This window comes from Pseudenhygromyxa sp. WMMC2535 (assembly GCF_011083025.2).
The window spans coordinates 2430472-2446932 of record NZ_JABJWV010000001.1; the positions used below are offsets into that span (position 1 = coordinate 2430472).

At 68.3% G+C, this 16461-nt stretch carries 17 protein-coding genes; 8 read left to right on the forward strand and 9 right to left on the reverse strand.

Annotation, left to right across the window (positions count from 1 at the left end):
* Window positions 1-98: 98 nt before the first annotated feature.
* Window positions 99-1244: a lysylphosphatidylglycerol synthase transmembrane domain-containing protein gene (locus G6O69_RS09210; protein ID WP_172303146.1), complete on the forward strand. Its 1146-nt coding sequence runs from the start codon at window positions 99-101 to the stop codon at window positions 1242-1244.
* 194 nt (window positions 1245-1438) lie between these two features.
* Window positions 1439-3037, forward strand: a complete 1599-nt coding sequence (locus tag G6O69_RS09215) for a tetratricopeptide repeat protein (RefSeq protein ID WP_172303147.1) — start codon at window positions 1439-1441, stop codon at window positions 3035-3037.
* Between the two features lie 1018 nt (window positions 3038-4055).
* Here the strand turns inward: G6O69_RS09215 and G6O69_RS09220 are convergent.
* From G6O69_RS09220 to G6O69_RS09230, 3 genes are all read right to left on the reverse strand, one after another.
* Window positions 4056-4373, reverse strand: a complete 318-nt coding sequence (locus tag G6O69_RS09220) for an ATP synthase F0 subunit C (RefSeq protein ID WP_172303148.1) — start codon at window positions 4371-4373, stop codon at window positions 4056-4058.
* A 55-nt stretch (window positions 4374-4428) separates the two neighbouring features.
* Entirely contained in the window at window positions 4429-5256 is an 828-nt protein-coding gene (atpB, locus tag G6O69_RS09225) for a F0F1 ATP synthase subunit A (RefSeq protein WP_172303149.1), read from the reverse strand.
* Between the two features lie 213 nt (window positions 5257-5469).
* A complete protein-coding gene (locus tag G6O69_RS09230; RefSeq protein ID WP_172303150.1) occupies window positions 5470-5895 on the reverse strand; it encodes a hypothetical protein in 426 nt (141 codons plus the stop codon).
* A gap of 415 nt (window positions 5896-6310) precedes the next feature.
* On the opposite strand from G6O69_RS09230, the gene G6O69_RS09235 reads away from it, so the two are divergent.
* Together G6O69_RS09235 and G6O69_RS09240 are read left to right on the forward strand one after the other, a co-directional pair.
* Window positions 6311-6799: a hypothetical protein gene (locus G6O69_RS09235; RefSeq protein ID WP_172303151.1), complete on the forward strand. Its 489-nt coding sequence runs from the start codon at window positions 6311-6313 to the stop codon at window positions 6797-6799.
* A gap of 8 nt (window positions 6800-6807) precedes the next feature.
* On the forward strand, window positions 6808-8508 hold the full coding sequence (locus G6O69_RS09240; protein WP_172303152.1) for a tetratricopeptide repeat protein: 1701 nt from the start codon (window positions 6808-6810) through the stop codon (window positions 8506-8508).
* A 17-nt stretch (window positions 8509-8525) separates the two neighbouring features.
* Here the strand turns inward: G6O69_RS09240 and G6O69_RS39975 are convergent, their stop codons facing one another.
* A complete protein-coding gene (locus G6O69_RS39975) occupies window positions 8526-8651 on the reverse strand; it encodes a hypothetical protein (protein WP_255215747.1) in 126 nt (41 codons plus the stop codon).
* Window positions 8652-8864: 213 nt separating this feature from the next.
* Here G6O69_RS39975 and G6O69_RS09245 point away from each other — a divergent pair, with 213 nt between their 5' ends.
* The 3 genes from G6O69_RS09245 (at window position 8865) to G6O69_RS09255 (ending at window position 11940) form a co-directional block, all read left to right on the forward strand.
* Window positions 8865-10397 carry an AAA family ATPase gene (locus G6O69_RS09245; protein WP_172303153.1) on the forward strand — a complete coding sequence of 511 codons (1533 nt, stop codon included), beginning with the start codon at window positions 8865-8867 and terminating at the stop codon, window positions 10395-10397.
* Window positions 10394-11272: a hypothetical protein gene (locus G6O69_RS09250; protein ID WP_172303154.1), complete on the forward strand. Its 879-nt coding sequence runs from the start codon at window positions 10394-10396 to the stop codon at window positions 11270-11272. The genes G6O69_RS09245 and G6O69_RS09250 overlap by 4 nt, the downstream gene beginning before the upstream one ends.
* A 62-nt stretch (window positions 11273-11334) precedes the next feature.
* Window positions 11335-11940 (forward strand): hypothetical protein, encoded by a 606-nt coding sequence (locus G6O69_RS09255; protein ID WP_172303155.1) that lies wholly within the window; start codon window positions 11335-11337, stop codon window positions 11938-11940.
* An 80-nt stretch (window positions 11941-12020) separates the two neighbouring features.
* Here G6O69_RS09255 and G6O69_RS09260 read toward each other — a convergent pair whose 3' ends face one another.
* From G6O69_RS09260 to G6O69_RS09280, 5 genes are all read right to left on the reverse strand, one after another.
* Window positions 12021-12734, reverse strand: a complete 714-nt coding sequence (locus tag G6O69_RS09260) for a response regulator transcription factor (protein WP_172303156.1) — start codon at window positions 12732-12734, stop codon at window positions 12021-12023.
* A gap of 59 nt (window positions 12735-12793) precedes the next feature.
* Entirely contained in the window at window positions 12794-13123 is a 330-nt protein-coding gene (locus G6O69_RS41525) for an ATP-binding protein (protein ID WP_275943073.1), read from the reverse strand.
* Window positions 13123-13791, reverse strand: coding sequence for a hypothetical protein (locus G6O69_RS09270; RefSeq protein ID WP_172303158.1), 669 nt, complete (start codon window positions 13789-13791; stop codon window positions 13123-13125). The genes G6O69_RS41525 and G6O69_RS09270 overlap by 1 nt, the downstream gene beginning before the upstream one ends.
* Window positions 13792-13966: 175 nt before the next feature.
* Window positions 13967-14905 (reverse strand): HAMP domain-containing sensor histidine kinase, encoded by a 939-nt coding sequence (locus G6O69_RS09275; protein ID WP_172303159.1) that lies wholly within the window; start codon window positions 14903-14905, stop codon window positions 13967-13969.
* Window positions 14906-14935: 30 nt separating this feature from the next.
* Window positions 14936-15808 (reverse strand): hypothetical protein, encoded by an 873-nt coding sequence (locus G6O69_RS09280; protein WP_172303160.1) that lies wholly within the window; start codon window positions 15806-15808, stop codon window positions 14936-14938.
* Window positions 15809-15833: 25 nt separating this feature from the next.
* Here G6O69_RS09280 and miaE point away from each other — a divergent pair, with 25 nt between their 5' ends.
* Window positions 15834-16448 carry a tRNA isopentenyl-2-thiomethyl-A-37 hydroxylase MiaE gene (miaE, locus tag G6O69_RS09285; RefSeq protein ID WP_172303161.1) on the forward strand — a complete coding sequence of 205 codons (615 nt, stop codon included), beginning with the start codon at window positions 15834-15836 and terminating at the stop codon, window positions 16446-16448.
* Window positions 16449-16461: the final 13 nt, after the last annotated feature.

Below are 16461 nucleotides of genomic sequence, written 5' to 3' on the forward strand. Positions count from 1 at the left end.
GCTAGAACAGCAATTGGCCCGAATCCACGTCGCGACTGCGTGCCATGCTCGGACGCGGCCGATTTCACAGATCCCCCGGGGGGTATAAAACAGCCCCCATGGCCGCGGCTCGAGAGCTCCCGCGCGAGGCCCCGAGCGCGGGCAGGCGCGTGCTATTGTGGCTGGTCTCCGTGGCCGCCGCCGCCGCCTTGCTGATCCTCGTCGCCCGCTTCGGCAAGATCGACCTGTGGCCCGAGCGCGTGGTCCTGCCCCGGCCGTGGCTGCTCGTGGCCGCCTGCGCGGTCCAGCTGCCCTACGCGGGCTTCCGCGCGGCGCGGCTGCGCTTCGCCCTCGATCGCGTGGTCGCCCGGGCCAGCGCCGACGCGAGCCCCGAGAGCCCGCGCCGGCGCCTCGACTGGCGGGTGCTCCACGGCAGCGGCCTGGTCAGCTTCCCCGCGGTCATCTTGCTGCCCTTTCGGCTCGGCGAATTCACCCGGCCGCTGCTGATCACCCGGGCCCGCGAGCCCGGGGTGGGCTTCACCGAGTCCCTGTCCGCGATCGCCGTCGAGCGGGTCGTCGACGCGCTGATCGTCGTCGCCATGCTCTTCGTCGGCCTCGAGCTCGCCCACCTGAGCGTCGACGATCCCGAGACCCTCTCGTACATCCGCGGGAGCGGGCGGATCATGGCCCTGACCTTCGTCCTGGCCCTGGCGGCGCTGATCTTCGGCGCCCTCGAGCCGGCCGTGCTCGAGCGAGTGGTCGGCGCCGCCTTGCCCGGGCGCCTCGGTCAGCGAGCGGCGGCCGCCGCCCACCGCATGGCCGCGACCATCGCCGTGCTCTTCGACTGGCGCCTGAGCGGGCCCTTCTTGCTGTGGTCCGCGATCTACTGGGGCCTGACGATCTTCCAGCTGTGGCTGCTGATGCTCGCCTGCGGCCTCGAGCTCGGCTTCGCCGACGCCGCCGTGGTCGTCGCGGTGGTCGGGCTGAGCATCCAGGTCCCCGGCGGCCCGGCCCAGGCGGGCAGCTTCCAGGTCGGCATGGCCCTGGCCCTGGGCCTGCTCACCGGGCCCAGCGAGGTCGACGCGGCCTCGACCTTCGCCGCGCTCATGTACCTGCTGCAGCTCCTCGGTGCCTGCGTCCTGGCGCTCCCGGGGGCCCTGCTCCTCGGCCACCACCGGCGCACCAGCCCTGACGAAGGCGATCGCGCGGCTCAGGCCAGCGCGGCTCCCTCGGACGTGGCCGTGGACCCCCAGAGCCAGCCCTGAGCGCCCTCGGACCCCAAACACGCCGAAAACACCGGCCGCGGGGGTGAAAGGCGGGCTCAACGACGTGGTTGACCCTCGTCTTCGCGGGTTCACTCACGGGCAGCGAAGGCGTTTGCCGACCTCGCCTCGTGGCGGGTATCCTCCCCGCCACCGCCGCGCCCGCCGAACTCGGCCCGCGCCGCAGGAGAACGCGCATGCGAAGCGTCCGAAGCCTCCTCAGCCCCCTGTCCCTGGCCCTGCTCCTCGCCCTCCCCGGCGCGACCACTGGCTGCGCCAAGACCACCACCGACGGCACCAAGGTGCCCAAGGGCAAGTCCAAGGAAGAGGTCGAGGCCGAACAGGCCGCCGCGGCCAAGAACGCCAAGGTCAACGAGCTGATCACCCTCGCCAACGAGGACCTGCAGATGGGCCGCTACATCTCGGCCTACGAGCGCGGCGAAGAGGCCCTGGCCGACAACCCCGACAACGCCGACGCCTACGTGGTCATCGGCGCCGCCAAGTGGCGGGCCGGCGACTTCGCGGCCTCGACCGAGGCCCTGCGCAAGGCCATCGAGCTCGACCCCAAGAACTACGGCGCCGCCGTGGCCCTGTCCCGCAACCTCCGGGCCAGCGGCCAGTTCGAGGAGGCCCTGAGCGTGCTCACCCCCGTGATCGAGGCCGAGAACGAGGGCTTCGAGAACAAGTCCTGCGAGACCTTCGAGGACTGCGAGGACATCGGCGGCTGGTGTGACGCCCAGGCCAAGGTCTGCAAGGCGCCGGTCGGCCTCGACTCGCGCATCGGCCAGCTGTGGTCGCACTACGTCCTCGCCGACGCCGAGGCCGGCCCGGCCGTCGCCGACGAGGTCTTCCTCAGCGGCGCCGCCGATGGCATCGCCGCCGACGCCATCCGCGGCTACGCCGACTTCCTGCGCGCCTTCCAGGGCAAGGGCGAGCTGCTCACCGTCGAGGGCGAGACCGGCACCTCCGACCTCGGCCTCCACCAGTGGACCGGCCTGAAGTTCTCCTTCGCCACCGTCGGCGGCCAGCCGACCACCGCGATGCTCTCGGAGATGCAGATCGAGAGCCACATCGACGCCGACATGGCCGCCAGCTTGGGCCTCGAGCCCCTCGGCAAGGTCAGCCTCTTCAACCTCGGCGGGTACGACGTCGTGCTCGTCCCCGAGGTCGAGTTCAAGGGCCTCAAGATCAAGAACATCCCCGCCGTGGTCGACGACCTCTCGGCCTTCGGCGGCGCCAACCTCCCCGACGAGAAGCCCGGCATCATCCTCGGCCACCAGGTCATGCACCGCCTGGGCTCCGTCGTCGCCGACTTCCCTGCCGGCTCGCTCACGGTCACCAAGGCAGCCCCCGCCGCCGCCCCCTCCGGCGCCGCCGAGGTCCCGCTGCTCTTCCTCGACCAGTGGTCGATCCACATCCCCGCCACCCAGGCCCACATCGACGGCTCCGAGTACGACATCTGGATCTGGCTCGGCGGCATCCACCCCAGCGCGATCTCGACCACCGAGAAGGCCTACCTCAAGAGCGACCACCTCCCCCGTGAGGTCGAGAACCCCGAGGACGTCGAGGGCGGCCGCAAGATGGTCCTCGTCGACGCCGTCAGCTTCGGCGAGCAAAAGGTCGCCTCCGGCGTCGGCGGCCTCGTCTACCTCGAGCAGCCCGGCGAGCCCGGCATCGCGGGCGTCCGCGCCTTCGCGGGCTTCGAGCTGGGCGGCTACGCGAACGTCCCGCTGATGAACCAGCTCAAGTTCACGTACCTGCCCGCCCAAGGCAAGCTCTGGGTCGAGGCGCCCTAGATCTCGGGGCCACCACGAAGAAGAGCCGCAGCGACCTCGCTGCGGCTCTTTTCTTTTGCGGCTCTTTTCTTTTGCGAGGCGCGCTGCTTCGGGCGGTGCACCGCGGCCTGTTCGGCACAAGCCTTCCCACCCCTGCGCTCTCGCCGAGTCACGGGCGACCCACAAACGAAGCCGCATAGCCGGCTCGGTGCTCGGCGCGGGCCCCTTCCACTCGAGCGGCCTGCTCTACATCTGCGAGCGACATGCCGGCCCTCACAGACGAGGTGCTCTTCGATGCCTGCTGAGCTCCGCTTCCCAGCGGCGAAGTCACCCTCCGCTTCCCAGCGGCAGAGTCACCCTCCGCTTCCCAGCGGCAGAGTCACCCTCCGCTTCCCAGCGGCGAAGTCACCCTTCTGCTTCCCAGCGGCAGAGTCACCCTCCGCTTCCCAGCGGCGAAGTCACCCTCTGCTTCCCAGCGGCGAAGTCACCCTCCTTCTCAGCGGCGGAGTCACCCTCTGCTTCCCAGCGGCGAAGTCACCCTCCTTCTCAGCGGCGGAGTCACCCTCTGCTTCCCAGCGGCGGAGTCACCCTCCTTCTCAGCGGCGGAGTCACCCTCTGCTTCCCAGCGGCGGAGTCACCCTCTGCTTCCCAGCGGCGGAGTCACCCTCTGCTTCCCAGCGGCGGAGTCACCCTCCGACAAAGAGGCGCACAAAAGGGACAGCAGGGGACCCTTCCCGCGAGTTTAGCGTACGCCCAGCACCTTCGGAGCGACACCCCTCGCAGACGCCCCCGTCTGCCCCACCAACCCCCTCCGCAGTCAGCGATCTGTCTGAGCGGGAAGGGTCCCCTGCTGGCCCGTGCGCCTGCACCGTCGTCACAGACACCCCCCGCAAAAAACCTCGACAACCCCCCTCCACAGACACCCCCCGCAAAAAACCTCGACACCCCCCGCAAAAGACCTACGAACAAAAAAATCGACCCAAGCCACCAGGCCAGGGTCGATCCTTGAAGGAGAGTTATCTCGCCGAGGAGCTCGGGCTCAGATGATGAACAGCGAGACGAACGCGAAGATGACAAGGGACTCGACGAACGCCAGGCCGAGGAGCATCGGGGTGAAGACCTCCTTGGCGGCGCTGGGGTTGCGGCAGATGCCCTCGAGGGCGGTCGACGCAGCCCGGCCCTGACCGAGACCACCGCCGAGCACGGCGAGGCCCATGGCCAGACCAAGACCCAAAGCGCGGATCCCACCACCCGCGCCGAGGGGGGCGGCGCCGGTCTCGGGGGCGGCAGCAAAGACGATGCCCGGCACCAGGATCAGGGTCATCAGGGCGATGAGGGGGGCGATGAAGCGCTTCATGTTTCGGTTTCCTCTGAGAAAGTCGACGGGGAGTCGAGAAATCGTTTGGGTTTGATCAGTGCTCCTCGGCGTGCTCGAGGGCCATGGACAGATAGATCGCGGTGAGCAGGGTGAACACCAGGGTCTGCACGATGGAGACCAGCACACCCAGCAACAAGAAGGGGACGGGGACGACCAGCGGGACCAGCATCATGATCGCGCCGAGGACCTTGTGGTCCGCGACCATGTTGCCCATCAGACGCAGGGAGAGCGAGAGCGGCCGCGCGAGGTGGCTGACGATCTCGATCGGGACCATCAGCGGGAACAGCCAGGGGAACTTGGGCAGCGGGCCCACCGAGAAGCTCGGCCCCATGAAGTGCGCCGCGTAGTGCCGGCCCTGAACGAAGAAGCCGGTGAAGTTGTAGACGAGGAAGACCATCACCGCGAGGGCGAGGTTGGTCTTCAGCGTGTCCGTGGCCGGGAGCAGCCCAGGGATCAGCCCCTGGATGTTGCACACGAAGATGAACAGCGCCAGCGTGCCCAGGAAGGGCAAGAAGGTCCGCGTGTGCTTCTCACCCATGACATCCGAGCAGATGTTGTAGGTGGCGTTGACGAAATTGCTGAGCATCGCCGCCAGGTTCCACTTGCGTGGCGGCACGACGCCCTCGGTCTTGTCCTGGATGCTCGCTCGCCAGACCAAGCTGGCGATGATCAGGAACACGAAGGTGATCACGGCGGCGGCGACGTGAATCAACGAGTAGTGCGTGTCCTGGAACAGCGCCCACTCCCAGTGGCGCTGCCCGATCGCAGGCGTCTCGGCTGCGCGATGCGTCAACCGGGCCCAGAACTCGGGCATCAAGACGGTGTAGAGCGTGTCGTGGTCACCCATCTCGGCGCGCGGCATGTACCAAAGGATCTGACCCCTGGCAAGGCGAAGAATCAGCGCTCAGACCCGCTCTTTGGCCAGCTGCGACAGGGTTCACTCACGATCCAAAGGTCCCCGAAACAAGACGCACGGGCCGTCCTTGGCGCCGCACGTCCTGCCCCGGGGAAAGCTAGGAGCCCGCGATGGAACCCGACGCGCTCGGAAGTGCGTCGCTCCTGGGCTGAGCGAGGTTCAGAGCCACCCGCAGGCGACCGTGAGCCGGGCCCGCTCGATGTCGCGCCGCAGCTGGGCGCGCCGCTCGAGCGAGTTCACCAGGCGAACGACGTCCATGTGTTCACCCTGATGGTTGAAGACTCGAACGCGCGCGGCGCCAGCTCCGGCGCCCCTTTCGGCACCAACTCCGGTGGCGCGCAGCACGATGCGACAGGAGATCTCGTCCATGAGGTTCCCATCGCAATAGTGGATCGCCGCTTCCTTGCGGCGAGGGCCGAGGTCGAGGTCGCTCCCTGCGACCTCGACCTCGTCGAAGTGGAGCTCAGTGATCGGAAAGCAGCGCTCCTTGCCGCCTCCATGGACCACCAGCTCCAACGAGCCCGAACGCTCCCGACAGACGTCCTCGCATCCTTGCGCTGGCTTGGTCTGTCGGTTGCCGTTCATGGTCTCTGCCTCGGGCTCGCCATCGTTTTTCGATGACACTGAAACCATGCACGATCGTGGGCAGGTCGCGCAAATTAAATTTCCAGTTTTACTGAAATTCGGTGTTCTTGGTCCCGAACCCAACAAATTGTGCCGGAGAAGCGCTCAAAACCGCATAAATCGCGGCACTCTGCCTTCGTTGGGTGAAATTAGTCATCGGCAAATTTTCACAAAATCGAAGATCGATACAGCCTGAATGAAAATTAAGGGGCGATTTTGAACGTGCGAACAGCGCAGAAGTACAGTCTGCCTGGAACAGGCTAACGCTCGATTTACAGTGTGGCTGGAAAACTGTTCTTTTGGTGAGCTCGACCCCCACCTCGCGGTGGAGCATCTCGCGCGTGACTGCGGGCGCCGGATTCTCCAAGATGCCCGCGTGCCCCCGAGCCGAGCGATCCCGACCCCCGGGCGACTACTCCTGTGCGTGCTCAGCGTGTCCGTGCTCGGCGCCTGCGCGGGATCCCGTGCCTCTAGCAGCCAGTCCAAGACCGACCCCTGCGCGGACTTCGAGGTCGAGGTCGAGCGGGTCTGGTCGGCCTCGGTCCGCGCCGAGTTCATGAAGCAAAGCGCCGCCCTGGAGGTCGAGCGTCGCCAGGCCGTCGCCAATGAGATGGACCTCATCGCCGAGGACTGGGTGCGCACGCGAACCTCGGTCTGTCGTGACCACTTCGTCCGCGGGATCATCGACGCCGAGACCTACGCGGCCCGCGTGCGCTGCTTCGACGACCGCCTCGAGCGCCAGCGCAGCTCGAGCGAGCTCCTGCGCGCCGCGGGCGACGCTGCCGATCTCGCCCTGGTCGAGGCCAGCCTCGACGAGCTCCTCGCCCAGCCCCCGAGCTGCGCGCAACCAACCCAAGCCGACTGAGAACCGACATGCGCAAGACCACGACCACGCGGGCCAGCCTCGCCCTGATCGCCCTGCTCGCCGGCGCCTTTGCGGGCGCCTGCGCCCACGGCCGCGACCAGGCCGCCTCCGGGCCCTGTGACGACTTCGACCTCGACGTCGAGCGGGTGTGGAGCTCCGACAAGCGCCGGGAGATCCGCAGCGGCCTCGAGGCCTTCGCCGGCGAGAGCCAGCAGATCAACGTCGACCGGATCATCACCAAGATGGACGACATCGCCAGCGACTGGGTGATGATGAACCGCCGCGCCTGCAAGGACACGGTCGAGCGCGAGACCATGCCCGAGGAGATCTACGTGCGGGTCTCGCTGTGCCTGAACACCGCCCTGGTCCAGCAGCGGACCTTGGTCTCGGCCCTCGAGGGCGTCGACCGGACCAGCTACGAGCACATCGACCGGGCCATGCTCGAGATCTCCGAGCAGATCTCGACCTGCCAAAACCAGGCCGTGCTCGCCTACTACAAGCAGCCCGAGGAGACCGTCGACGCCGAGGCGGCCAAGCTCGCCGACGACAAGACCGCCGAGGCGCGCACGCTCCTCGCCCTGGGCAAGAGCGACGCGGCCAGCAAGCTCCTCGGCGAGGCCGGCTTCGCGGCCGAGAAGTCCGGCGACGAGCGGCGCAAGATCGACGCCAAGGTCGCGAGCTGCCACCACTCGGTGATGATCGGCGACTACGAGCAGGCCCTCGGCCAGGGCCGCCCGGCGCTGACCGCCGCGCAGAAGCTCGGCTACGCCATCGGCGAGGCCGACGCGCTGACCTGCATCGGCACGGCCGAGCTGCGCGCGGGCAACTACATCGAGGCGCGCCGCGACCTCGAGGCCGCCCTCGGCCAGCGCGAGGCCTTCTTTGGTGCCGAGCACCCGCGGGTCGCCGACGCGGCCAACCGCCTTGGCAACCTCGAGGTCGCCATGGCCAACTACCGCGCGGCCCACGACCTCTACATGCGCGCCCTCGACATCTGGACCGACACCTTCGGCGCCGACGACCCGATCACCTCGCGGGCCTACCACAACCTCGGCTACACCCACATCGGCCTCGAGGACATCGAGGGCGCCGCCGCTTGGTACAAAAAGGCGATCTCCGCCGAGACCAAGTCGCTGGGCCCGGACCACCCGGCCACGGCCCTGTCCGAGGCGAGCTACGCCGACGTGCTGCTGATCCAGGAGCGCGCCGACGAGGCCTACGAGCTGCTCAACCACGCCGTCGAGGTCCAAGAGCGGATCTTGGGCCCGGGGCACCCGGAGGTCGCCGTCAGCTACCAGGGCATCGGCGACGTCTGGGCCGCCCGCAAGGGCTGGGACACGGCCCTCGAGTGGTACCAAAAAGCGCTGACCTTGCGCCGCCTGGCCCTGGGCGACAACCACCTCGACACGGCGCGGACCCTCGACGCCATGGCGATCGCCTACTACCGGCTCAAGAAGCTCGACGACGCGCTGAAGTACGCGACCGAGGCCATGGAGATCCGCGAGCGGCTGCTCGGCGGCTCGAGCATCATCACGGCGACGAGCTACTTCAACCTCGGGCTGATCCACGAGAAGCGCAAGGCCTACCGCCAGGCGCTCCAGTGGTACGAGAAGTCGCTCGAGGTCGAGGAGGCCGTGCGCGGGGTCGGGCACGATCTGACCAAGCAGACCAAGCAGACGGTCGAGCGGCTGCGCGACCTGAGCCGCTGAGGCGAGCTCGACCTCCCTCAGGCCTCGGCGGCGACGAGCTCGACTGCGGGGTCGACGACCCTGGCCCGCTCGCGCCAGCGCTCGAGCTGGGCCAGGGAGCACGCAGAAGTTCCGCGAGCCAGTCGCCGAGACCGCCGAGGCACTCGCCGACCTTGGCGGAGTCAATATTCACTCCGGGGGCTTGGCCGAAGACATGGCTCAGGCTACAGCGAGACAGCGCGTTCGTCGCTGAAATTGCGGTACTCGCGCCCTGGGTGCGAACCACCACGGCAGCTCGACACCGAGGCCCATCTCTCGCCGAGCGAGGCTTCCCGCGCGCTTGTGAGCCGTGCGCACGCTGGTGTAAGAGCCTGATCGTGCTGACCAAGGCGACGCTGGTCGAGAAGATCGAGCGGGCGATCAACGACGCCTGGTCGCTCGCCGAGGACGAGGTGCTCGACCCCGACGCAGATCCTCGCGGCCAAGACACCGAGGTCGAGTACGCCCGATCCCAGCTACGTCCGCTCCTGCGAGAGATGGGCCTCGACGAGGAGCTGCGCATGCTCGATACCGGCTGGGGTCCCGACGGCGAGCTCGGCCTGAAGCGCAAGTTCGCCCGCAATCCGAACGGAGACTGGAACTACTGCTCGATCCTCGACGTCATGGACGAGGTCCTGACTCGGGTCAAGCTGCGGCTCGGCGAGGGCGACGACGCCACCCCCGACGTCCCGGACATGCCCGACCAGCCAGCGGAGCCCCTGCATCTCGACCCCGTCGTCGATGCCGAGGCGCTGACAATCGTCGCGCGCAACTTCTACGGTCTCCGCGAGTTTCGCTTCCGGGCCGACGGTGTCAGCCTGATCGTCGGAGCCAACGGCGCTGGCAAGACCACGGCCCTGCTCGTCTTGAAGCTGCTGCGGGTCGCCCTCGAGCGCGGTCTGTCCGAGGCGATCGCCGTCGTCCTCGACGGGGGTCACGGGCTGCGCCACCGCGACGCGCCTCCCGATGAGCCCGTGGAGCTCAGCATCGAGCTCGACGATCTACGCTGGGTCCTGGTCCTGGGCGCGCTCACTCCCGGGGCCGATCCCTCGGGCGGGGAGTCGCTTCACGCAGGCGAGCGCGAGGTGTTTCGCCGCGACGCCCTCGGCACGCTCAGGCACGGCGAGCGACAGCTCCGCGCCAACGGTCGCCTCGGACTTCGAACGCTCCTCGACAGCCAGGTCAAGGAGCCAGCGGTCGAGCAGATGGCCGCCTGTATCGGCAGCATGAGCGTGATGCACGATCTCGATCTCCACGCCCTGCGCGGGGGATCCAACACGGCTCATGCGACGCGCCTGTCCAGCCACGGCGAGAACGCGATCACGATGCTGCGCGCGTGGTGGCAGCGCAAGCCGGACCGCCACCGCTACACCTTCGTGCTCACCGGCCTCCAGGCGGCGTTTCCGAGGCTCATCGAAGACCTCGACTTCGTCGAGGCCGGCAACACCCTGGTCGCGCGGGTGTTTCGACCGGGGCGCGAGCTCGCCGAGCCCCTGCGCAACGAAGCCAACGGGGTGATCGCCATGCTCGTCCTGCTCGCTAGTCTCGCGGCGGCGGACGACGGCGGCGTCGTAGCGATCGACGAGCCCGAGACTGCGCTGCATCCCTACGCTGTCCGGACCTTCGCACGCTTCGCTGAGCGTGCGGCTCGTCAGCGAAAGCTCCGCGTGATCCTCGCTACCCACTCGACCGTGCTCCTCGACGTGTTCGACGCCCAGCCCGAGCGCGTCCACGTCCTCGAGCCCCAGCTCTCCCCCAGCCCCACACCGCTGACCAAGCTCAAGAACCCGGAGTGGCTGCGACAGTTTCGACTCGGAGAGCTCTACGCCGACGGCGAGCTCGGGAACAACGACCTCGAGATCGTCCCGTGAAGCGCGTCCGGTTCATCGTCACCGGCGACCTTGAGCGACTCGCCATCGTCGAGTCCGTCAGCCGGCACTACAAGGGACTGACCCACGAGGGCCACGAGGTCGAGTGGCTGCCCCCCCGCAAGGTCCACGCTGCGACTTCGGCCCGCCTGCAGCCCGAGCAGGGCCCTGGCAAGGCGATGCTCGGGCTCGCCCGTGCGCTTGTGGCCGAGGCCATCGAGGGCGCTGACGGGACCCCCGCAGATCTAGCGATCGCGCTCGACGACGTCGAGCTGCACAACTTCGGTCGAGAAGCCGTCATCTGTGCTCACTTTCGCAGGGCGATCGAGGCCGAGCTCAAGCGCCGGAGCATGAGCGCGTCGCACGAGGCTCGCGTCCGGGCACAACTGCAGGGGCGCTGTAGCTTTCACCTCCTGCGCCCCATGGTCGAGTCCTATCTGTTCGGCGACCCAGGGGCACTGAGACGAGCGGGCTGTGCAGCCTCCGTCCAGCCCCAGCTCGTCGACCCGGACGTCGAGAGCTTCGAGGCCAACGATCCCAGCTGGACCCCGCGCTGCAATGCGACTGACGCCAACATGGCCGGGCGGTATCCCTGGTGGCGGGAGCGTCGACACCCCAAGCACTACCTCGAGCACCTCGTCGAGCGTTCCGGTGGGTTCTACGACGAGTGCGTGCACGGAGCTCCAGCGTTCTCCCAGCTGAGCTGGCGAAACGTCGCATCGCAGCCGACCTGGGTCCCCTGCATCCGAGCGCTATTCGAAGACATCGCCGACTTCTTCGGCCGACCGCAGAGCCCGCTCGGGAGCGGCACCCCGTCCGGGCTGACCTACCCGGCACGCAGCGTCGTTCGTGCCGGCCTGACGCTGCGCAACCTCTGACGCGATCCGCTTTGGATCAGCGACAGGGCAGATGGTGATCGACGAGCTCGCCCCGGGCCCCCGTGGTCGAAGGCCGCTCGCTCGACGAGTTCGACGACGCTCCCGACGAGCTCGCGCAGGACCAGCCGGCGCTTGCGTCTTGCTACGGCGCGGCTGTCGGCGACCGTCAGCTGTTGGGCGCCGACCCTGGCCAGCGAACGCAGAAGCATGTCGAGGTTGATGAGCCGGCGCTGGCCTGGATGACCGCGCTCTCCCTGCGGGAGCTCGCAGGGCCAGATCAACCACCGCGGCTCGGCGGCTGGATTTTGCAGCTGAAGGTCGAGGCTGTAGTGAAAGTCTGGAGTTCGCCCCGCGTATCCGTCAATGACGCCGCGCCAGCGAGCAGCGCGCGCGTGCTGCTCGCTGGCGCGGCGTCATCGCCCGCGTCCGAGTTCTTCGACGTACAGCCGGAGGAGAGCGCGGCGAAGCAGGCCGCGGCGAGGAGGAGCGAGCGCACGACCAACATCGAGCGCTCAGGGCTCTACATGAAGTGGCTGTCCAAGCCCACGATCTCGTCCAGCTTTGGCGCCGGGTCGTCGGTCCCCGATATCTCGTGGGCCTCGGTGGCGTGCTTCGAGAGGGCCTTCGTGATCTCGTCGATGGTCCGCGTCTGCGAGTCGGATCCGTAGCGTCCGAAGCCCGAGAATTTGTCGTCCCCCACGCAAGATCCGAAAGCCGAGGTCGGGCTCGTCGATGAGGATGCGGGCCCCTAAGGCACGAACTTATAGCCCGCCCCGCGCACGGACACGAAGTAGCGCGGGTTCTTGGGGTCTTCCTCGAAGTGCTTGCGCAGCCGCAAGATGAAGTTGTCGACCATCCGCGAGTTCGGATAGTTGTCGAGCTTCCAGACCTTTTGCTGGAGCTCCTGGCGGCTGAGCACGCGGTTGGGGTTCTCCGCGAAGTAGCGCAGCAGGTCGAACTCGAGGGCGGTCAGCTTGATCTCCTCGCCGCCGGTCTCGCAGGTTCGGGCCGCGAAGTCGATCTGCGCCGTCCCGATGTACAGGCGCTCGCGAGGCTCCTCGCTGACCTGCTGCTCCCAGTCGCGGCGGCGCAGCAGCGAGCGCACGCGGGCGAGGAGCTCGTCGAGTTCGAAGGGCTTGACGAGGTAGTCGTCGGCGCCGGCCTCGAGGCCGCGGACGCGGTCGTTTGTGCGGTCGCGGGCGGTGAGCATCAGCACCGGGGTGAAGTCGCCGGCGTCGCGGAGCTTGCGACACAGCACGAAGCCGCCCTCGTCGTTGTCGGGCAGCATCACGTCGAGGATGATCGCGGCGTACCTGCCCGACTCGAGCAGCTGCGCGCCGGCCTCGCGGACGGAGTGAACCAGGTCGACGGTGTAGCCCTCGAGCTCGAAGTTGAGCTTGAGACCGGTGCCCAGGTTGCGATCGTCCTCGACGACCAGCAGACGAGGAGAGCCGTTGGCCATGGCGCCGACATGGTGGCGCGGATTCGACGCGCTTGTAAAGCGGGGTCCAGGCCCTGCGCTCACGTCACGCCCTCGCGTCGCGCAGCGGGAGAAACACGCGGAACGTGGTGCCCTCCCCTTCGCGGGCGAGCTGGCCTCGACCTTGCCGCCCATCGCCTTGACCAGCGCCGAGACCACGAAGAGCCCCAAGCCCCAAGCCCCAAGCCGGTGCCGTGGCGCGAGCGCACGGCCTCCTCGGGGACCCGATGGAAGCGCTCGAAGATCCGCTCGAGGTCGCCCTTGGCGATGCCGATGCCCTGGTCACTCACGGCGAGCTCGGGCCTGACCAGGGTCTCGGCGTCCAGGCGCAGCGAGGCCAGCGGGGTCCTGAGCTCGTGGGTGACGCTCATCATTGTGGGCGGAGAAAGGGCACGACGACGTAGCCCGGAATAGCGAGCAGAACCTCGTCAGCACGAGGCCCAGCGAGTTCGCGCGCCCGTTCATGGCTAATCTCATCTAGCGAAGCAACCACCGAGAGATATCCCCGCCTCGGGTCGCCGGCGACACGCTTGATCGCAACCTCGACCCCTCGCCGGGTTAGGAGCGGTGACCGTTCATGATACTGCTCGTCGTACATCGAAAGAGCAAAGCCTCCGGCCTGGCACATTGCGATCTGTAAGTTGGTCAAGTCCTGCGCTGCATGAGCTGACTGGCTTCGATAGACAGTCGCCCGGCTCGATTCGAGATAGATGAGGGTCCACTTACCGTCTGGAGCCCTGAATATGTTGAAATAGACCTCGATGACATCACTTCGGCCGAACTCCTCTTGGAGACTCTCCGATATGCACTCGATGCCCAGCCCCCACCAATTTCGAGCCACGCTCGCAGCTTCCGCGAGCGAGTCCACGTTGAGAAACTCGAGACTCATGACCGTCGGCCACCCCCGGTGAGAGTGGAGCTCGGCAATGGTTCCATAGAACCTGAGGTTGCACTGCTTGAATGCTGAGTCGAGATTGTGGAGCAACTGGGGCAACCCTAGCTTGCTCGTTGAGAACCTTGCCTCGAATGATGTGCTCACTGTCTTGCTCCGGCCATGGGTCAATTCTTGATAATTTGGATAGGGCACCCAGCGTTCTCGCTGAGCTTCCTGATCTCCACCTCGACGTCCGTCGTGTACCCCTTGGGCGACATGCCGCTCTTACCGACGTTGGGCCAGCTCGAGGCCGTCGGCAGGGCCCCGCGATCCCGCCTCCTCACGCCCTCGCGTCGCGCAGCGGGAGAAACACGCGGAACGTGGTGCCCTCCCCTTCGCCGGGCGAGCTGGCCTCGACCTTGCCGCCCATCGCCTTGACCAGCGCCGAGACCACGAAGAGCCCCAAGCCGGTGCCGTGGCGCGAGCGCACGGCCTCCTCGGGGACCCGATAGAAGCGCTCGAAGATCCGCTTGAGGTCGCCCTTGGCGATGCCGATGCCCTGGTCACTCACGGCGAGCTCGACCTTTTTGTCACCAGGACAGCGCCGCACCGCCACGCAGATCCGCGGCTCGCTCGAGGAGTACTTGATCGCGTTGTCGACGAGGTTGAGCACGACCGTGCGCAGGGCGTGGGGGTCGACGACGAAGCTGAGCTCGGCCTCGACCTCGACCTCGACGCGCGCGGCCTCGAGGTGGTGACGGACGGCGAGCTCGCGCACGACGTCCTCGACGAGCTCGCCGACGTCGACCTCGTCGAGGTCCCCGGGCTCGCGGCTGCCCGAGCTCAGCCGGCTGGCGTCGAGGATGCCGTCGACGAGGGCCGAGAGCCGCTCGACGTCGTCGAGCATCATCCGGCGCAGCTGCTCGCGGCGGTCGGCGGCGAGCTCGGGCCGGGCCAGGGTCTCGGCGGCCAGGCGCAGCGAGGCCAGCGGGGTCCTGAGCTCGTGGGTGACCGAGTCGATGAAGCCGGTCTGGCGGCGGACCTCGCCGATCTCGCGGATCAGGAACACGGTGAAGAGCACGATCACCGAGATCACCGTGGCGAAGGACACGATCCCGCCGACGAGCAGCCAGTAGTTGCCGCCGATGGTCTCGCGCACCGACTCCATGTTGCGGGCGATCATGAAGATCCAGCCGAAGAGCAAGGTGGCCGTCAACACGACGGCCACCGAGGACAAGATGATCGGCAGGCTGATCGAGCGGCGCTTGGGGGCAACCATGGGGGGTGGTCGGGAGTCGAGGGTCGGGGGTCAGGGCTCGAGGCGGGCGCCGGCGCTGGGGTGACCGAGGGCGTCTCGAAACAAGGCGGGGGCAAAGTCGACGGCGGTCACGGCCTGGACGCGGTCGAGGCACAGGTCCAAGACGTTGTCGTCGGCGGGGCCGAGCCCTGGGAAGCCCTCGGCGCCTTCGTCTTCCTCGCGCACGGCCTGGTCGTCGAAGTCCACGGGCAGCCCCGCGGTGCCGTCGGCGAAGCGCAGGCTGATCCCAGCGAGGTCGTCGGCGCCGACGCCCGCGAGGTCGTCGCTCCAGTAAGTGCGCAGCACGGCCGCCGCGCCGGGGCAGCGGCGATCATTGGGCTCGAGGCGCTCGACGGCGACTGGGCGGTCCGGGACCTCGGAGGCGGCGATCTCGGCGTCGAGGCCCCGCAGGCTCTCGCCCCCCTCGGTGAACAGCTCGGCGCGCACGTGGACGCTCACGGGGGGGTGCTGGTCGGCGCCAAAGTAGCCGCGCAAGGTCACACTGCGGTTCTCGTCGCCTTCGTCGGCGGGGGCCAAGGTCGCCGACACGGCCGCGACTCGCAGGCCGTCTCCGCGCAGCACGGCGAAGGCTCGCGGATCCACGGTCAGCGGGTCGAGCTCCCGGGAGAACACGAGGATCAATCGGTCGAGCTCCTCGTCCGCGGGCTCGACCCAGGTGCTGCCGGGCTCGCGCGGGGGTCGAGGGTGCGCGGCCGGGGCGGCGAGGTGAGCCGAGATTAAGGTCACGGCCCCCAGCGGCGGCGCCTCCGACGAGGGTGACTCGTAGCGTTCGCGCGCGCCGTAGCTGCTGCTCGCGGTCACGCAGCCCAGCGTCGCCGCGAGGGCGGTCACGCCGAGGCCGAGTCGAGGAAGGCGCGCGCTCACGGCTCGGAGCATACACTCCCCGGCGATGCTGCACCTCGCATCCGCCAGCGCCGAGGGCTGGGCCGAGCGCGCCCTCGCCGAGCTCGACGCCCTGCTCCTCGACCACGCCCACTGCGAGAAGAAGGCCGCGTCCACGGCCTTGAGTATGATCTTCCGCTACCCGGAGCACGCCTGCCTGGCCGTGCCCATGTCCGAGCTGGCCCGCGAGGAGCTGCGCCACTTCGAGCAGGTCGTGGCGCTGATCCGCGCCCGGGGGGGCGAATTTTGTCGGCAAAAGCCCAGCCCCTACGCCGCCGAGCTGATGACCGCGGTCCGCAAGGCACCCGCGGCCAAGCTCCTCGACACCCTGCTGTGCTGCGCGCTGATCGAGGCCCGCAGCTGCGAGCGCATGCAGATGATCGCCCGGGCCCTGGCCGCCCGGGGAGCCGACGACCCGGCGCACCCCGATCACGACCTCTTCGCGCTCTACGACGGGCTGCTCGCCAGCGAGGCGCGCCACCACGCGACCTATGTCGAGCTCGCCCGGCGCTGCGTCGAGATCGACGAGTCCAGCTTGCAGGCCCGCCTCGCCGAGCTCGCCGCCCACGAGGCGGCGATCCTCGCCAGCTCTCCCGGTTCGCCGGTTCGCATGCACACCTGAGTCCAGGTGGGGC

Bases quoted from the DNA above. Each gene is read 5' to 3' on its own strand.
- G6O69_RS09210 (WP_172303146.1), top strand. From the start codon at position 99: ATGGCCGCGGCTCGAGAGCTCCCGCGCGAGGCCCCGAGCGCGGGCAGG.
- G6O69_RS09215 (WP_172303147.1), top strand. From the start codon at position 1,439: ATGCGAAGCGTCCGAAGCCTCCTCAGCCCCCTGTCCCTGGCCCTGCTC.
- G6O69_RS09220 (WP_172303148.1), bottom strand. From the start codon at position 4,373: ATGAAGCGCTTCATCGCCCCCCTCATCGCCCTGATGACCCTGATCCTG.
- atpB (WP_172303149.1), bottom strand. From the start codon at position 5,256: ATGCCGCGCGCCGAGATGGGTGACCACGACACGCTCTACACCGTCTTG.
- G6O69_RS09230 (WP_172303150.1), bottom strand. From the start codon at position 5,895: ATGAACGGCAACCGACAGACCAAGCCAGCGCAAGGATGCGAGGACGTC.
- G6O69_RS09240 (WP_172303152.1), top strand. From the start codon at position 6,808: ATGCGCAAGACCACGACCACGCGGGCCAGCCTCGCCCTGATCGCCCTG.
- G6O69_RS09260 (WP_172303156.1), bottom strand. From the start codon at position 12,734: ATGGCCAACGGCTCTCCTCGTCTGCTGGTCGTCGAGGACGATCGCAAC.
- G6O69_RS41525 (WP_275943073.1), bottom strand. From the start codon at position 13,123: ATGAGCGTCACCCACGAGCTCAGGACCCCGCTGGCCTCGCTGCGCCTG.
- G6O69_RS09275 (WP_172303159.1), bottom strand. From the start codon at position 14,905: ATGGTTGCCCCCAAGCGCCGCTCGATCAGCCTGCCGATCATCTTGTCC.
- miaE (WP_172303161.1), top strand. From the start codon at position 15,834: ATGCTGCACCTCGCATCCGCCAGCGCCGAGGGCTGGGCCGAGCGCGCC.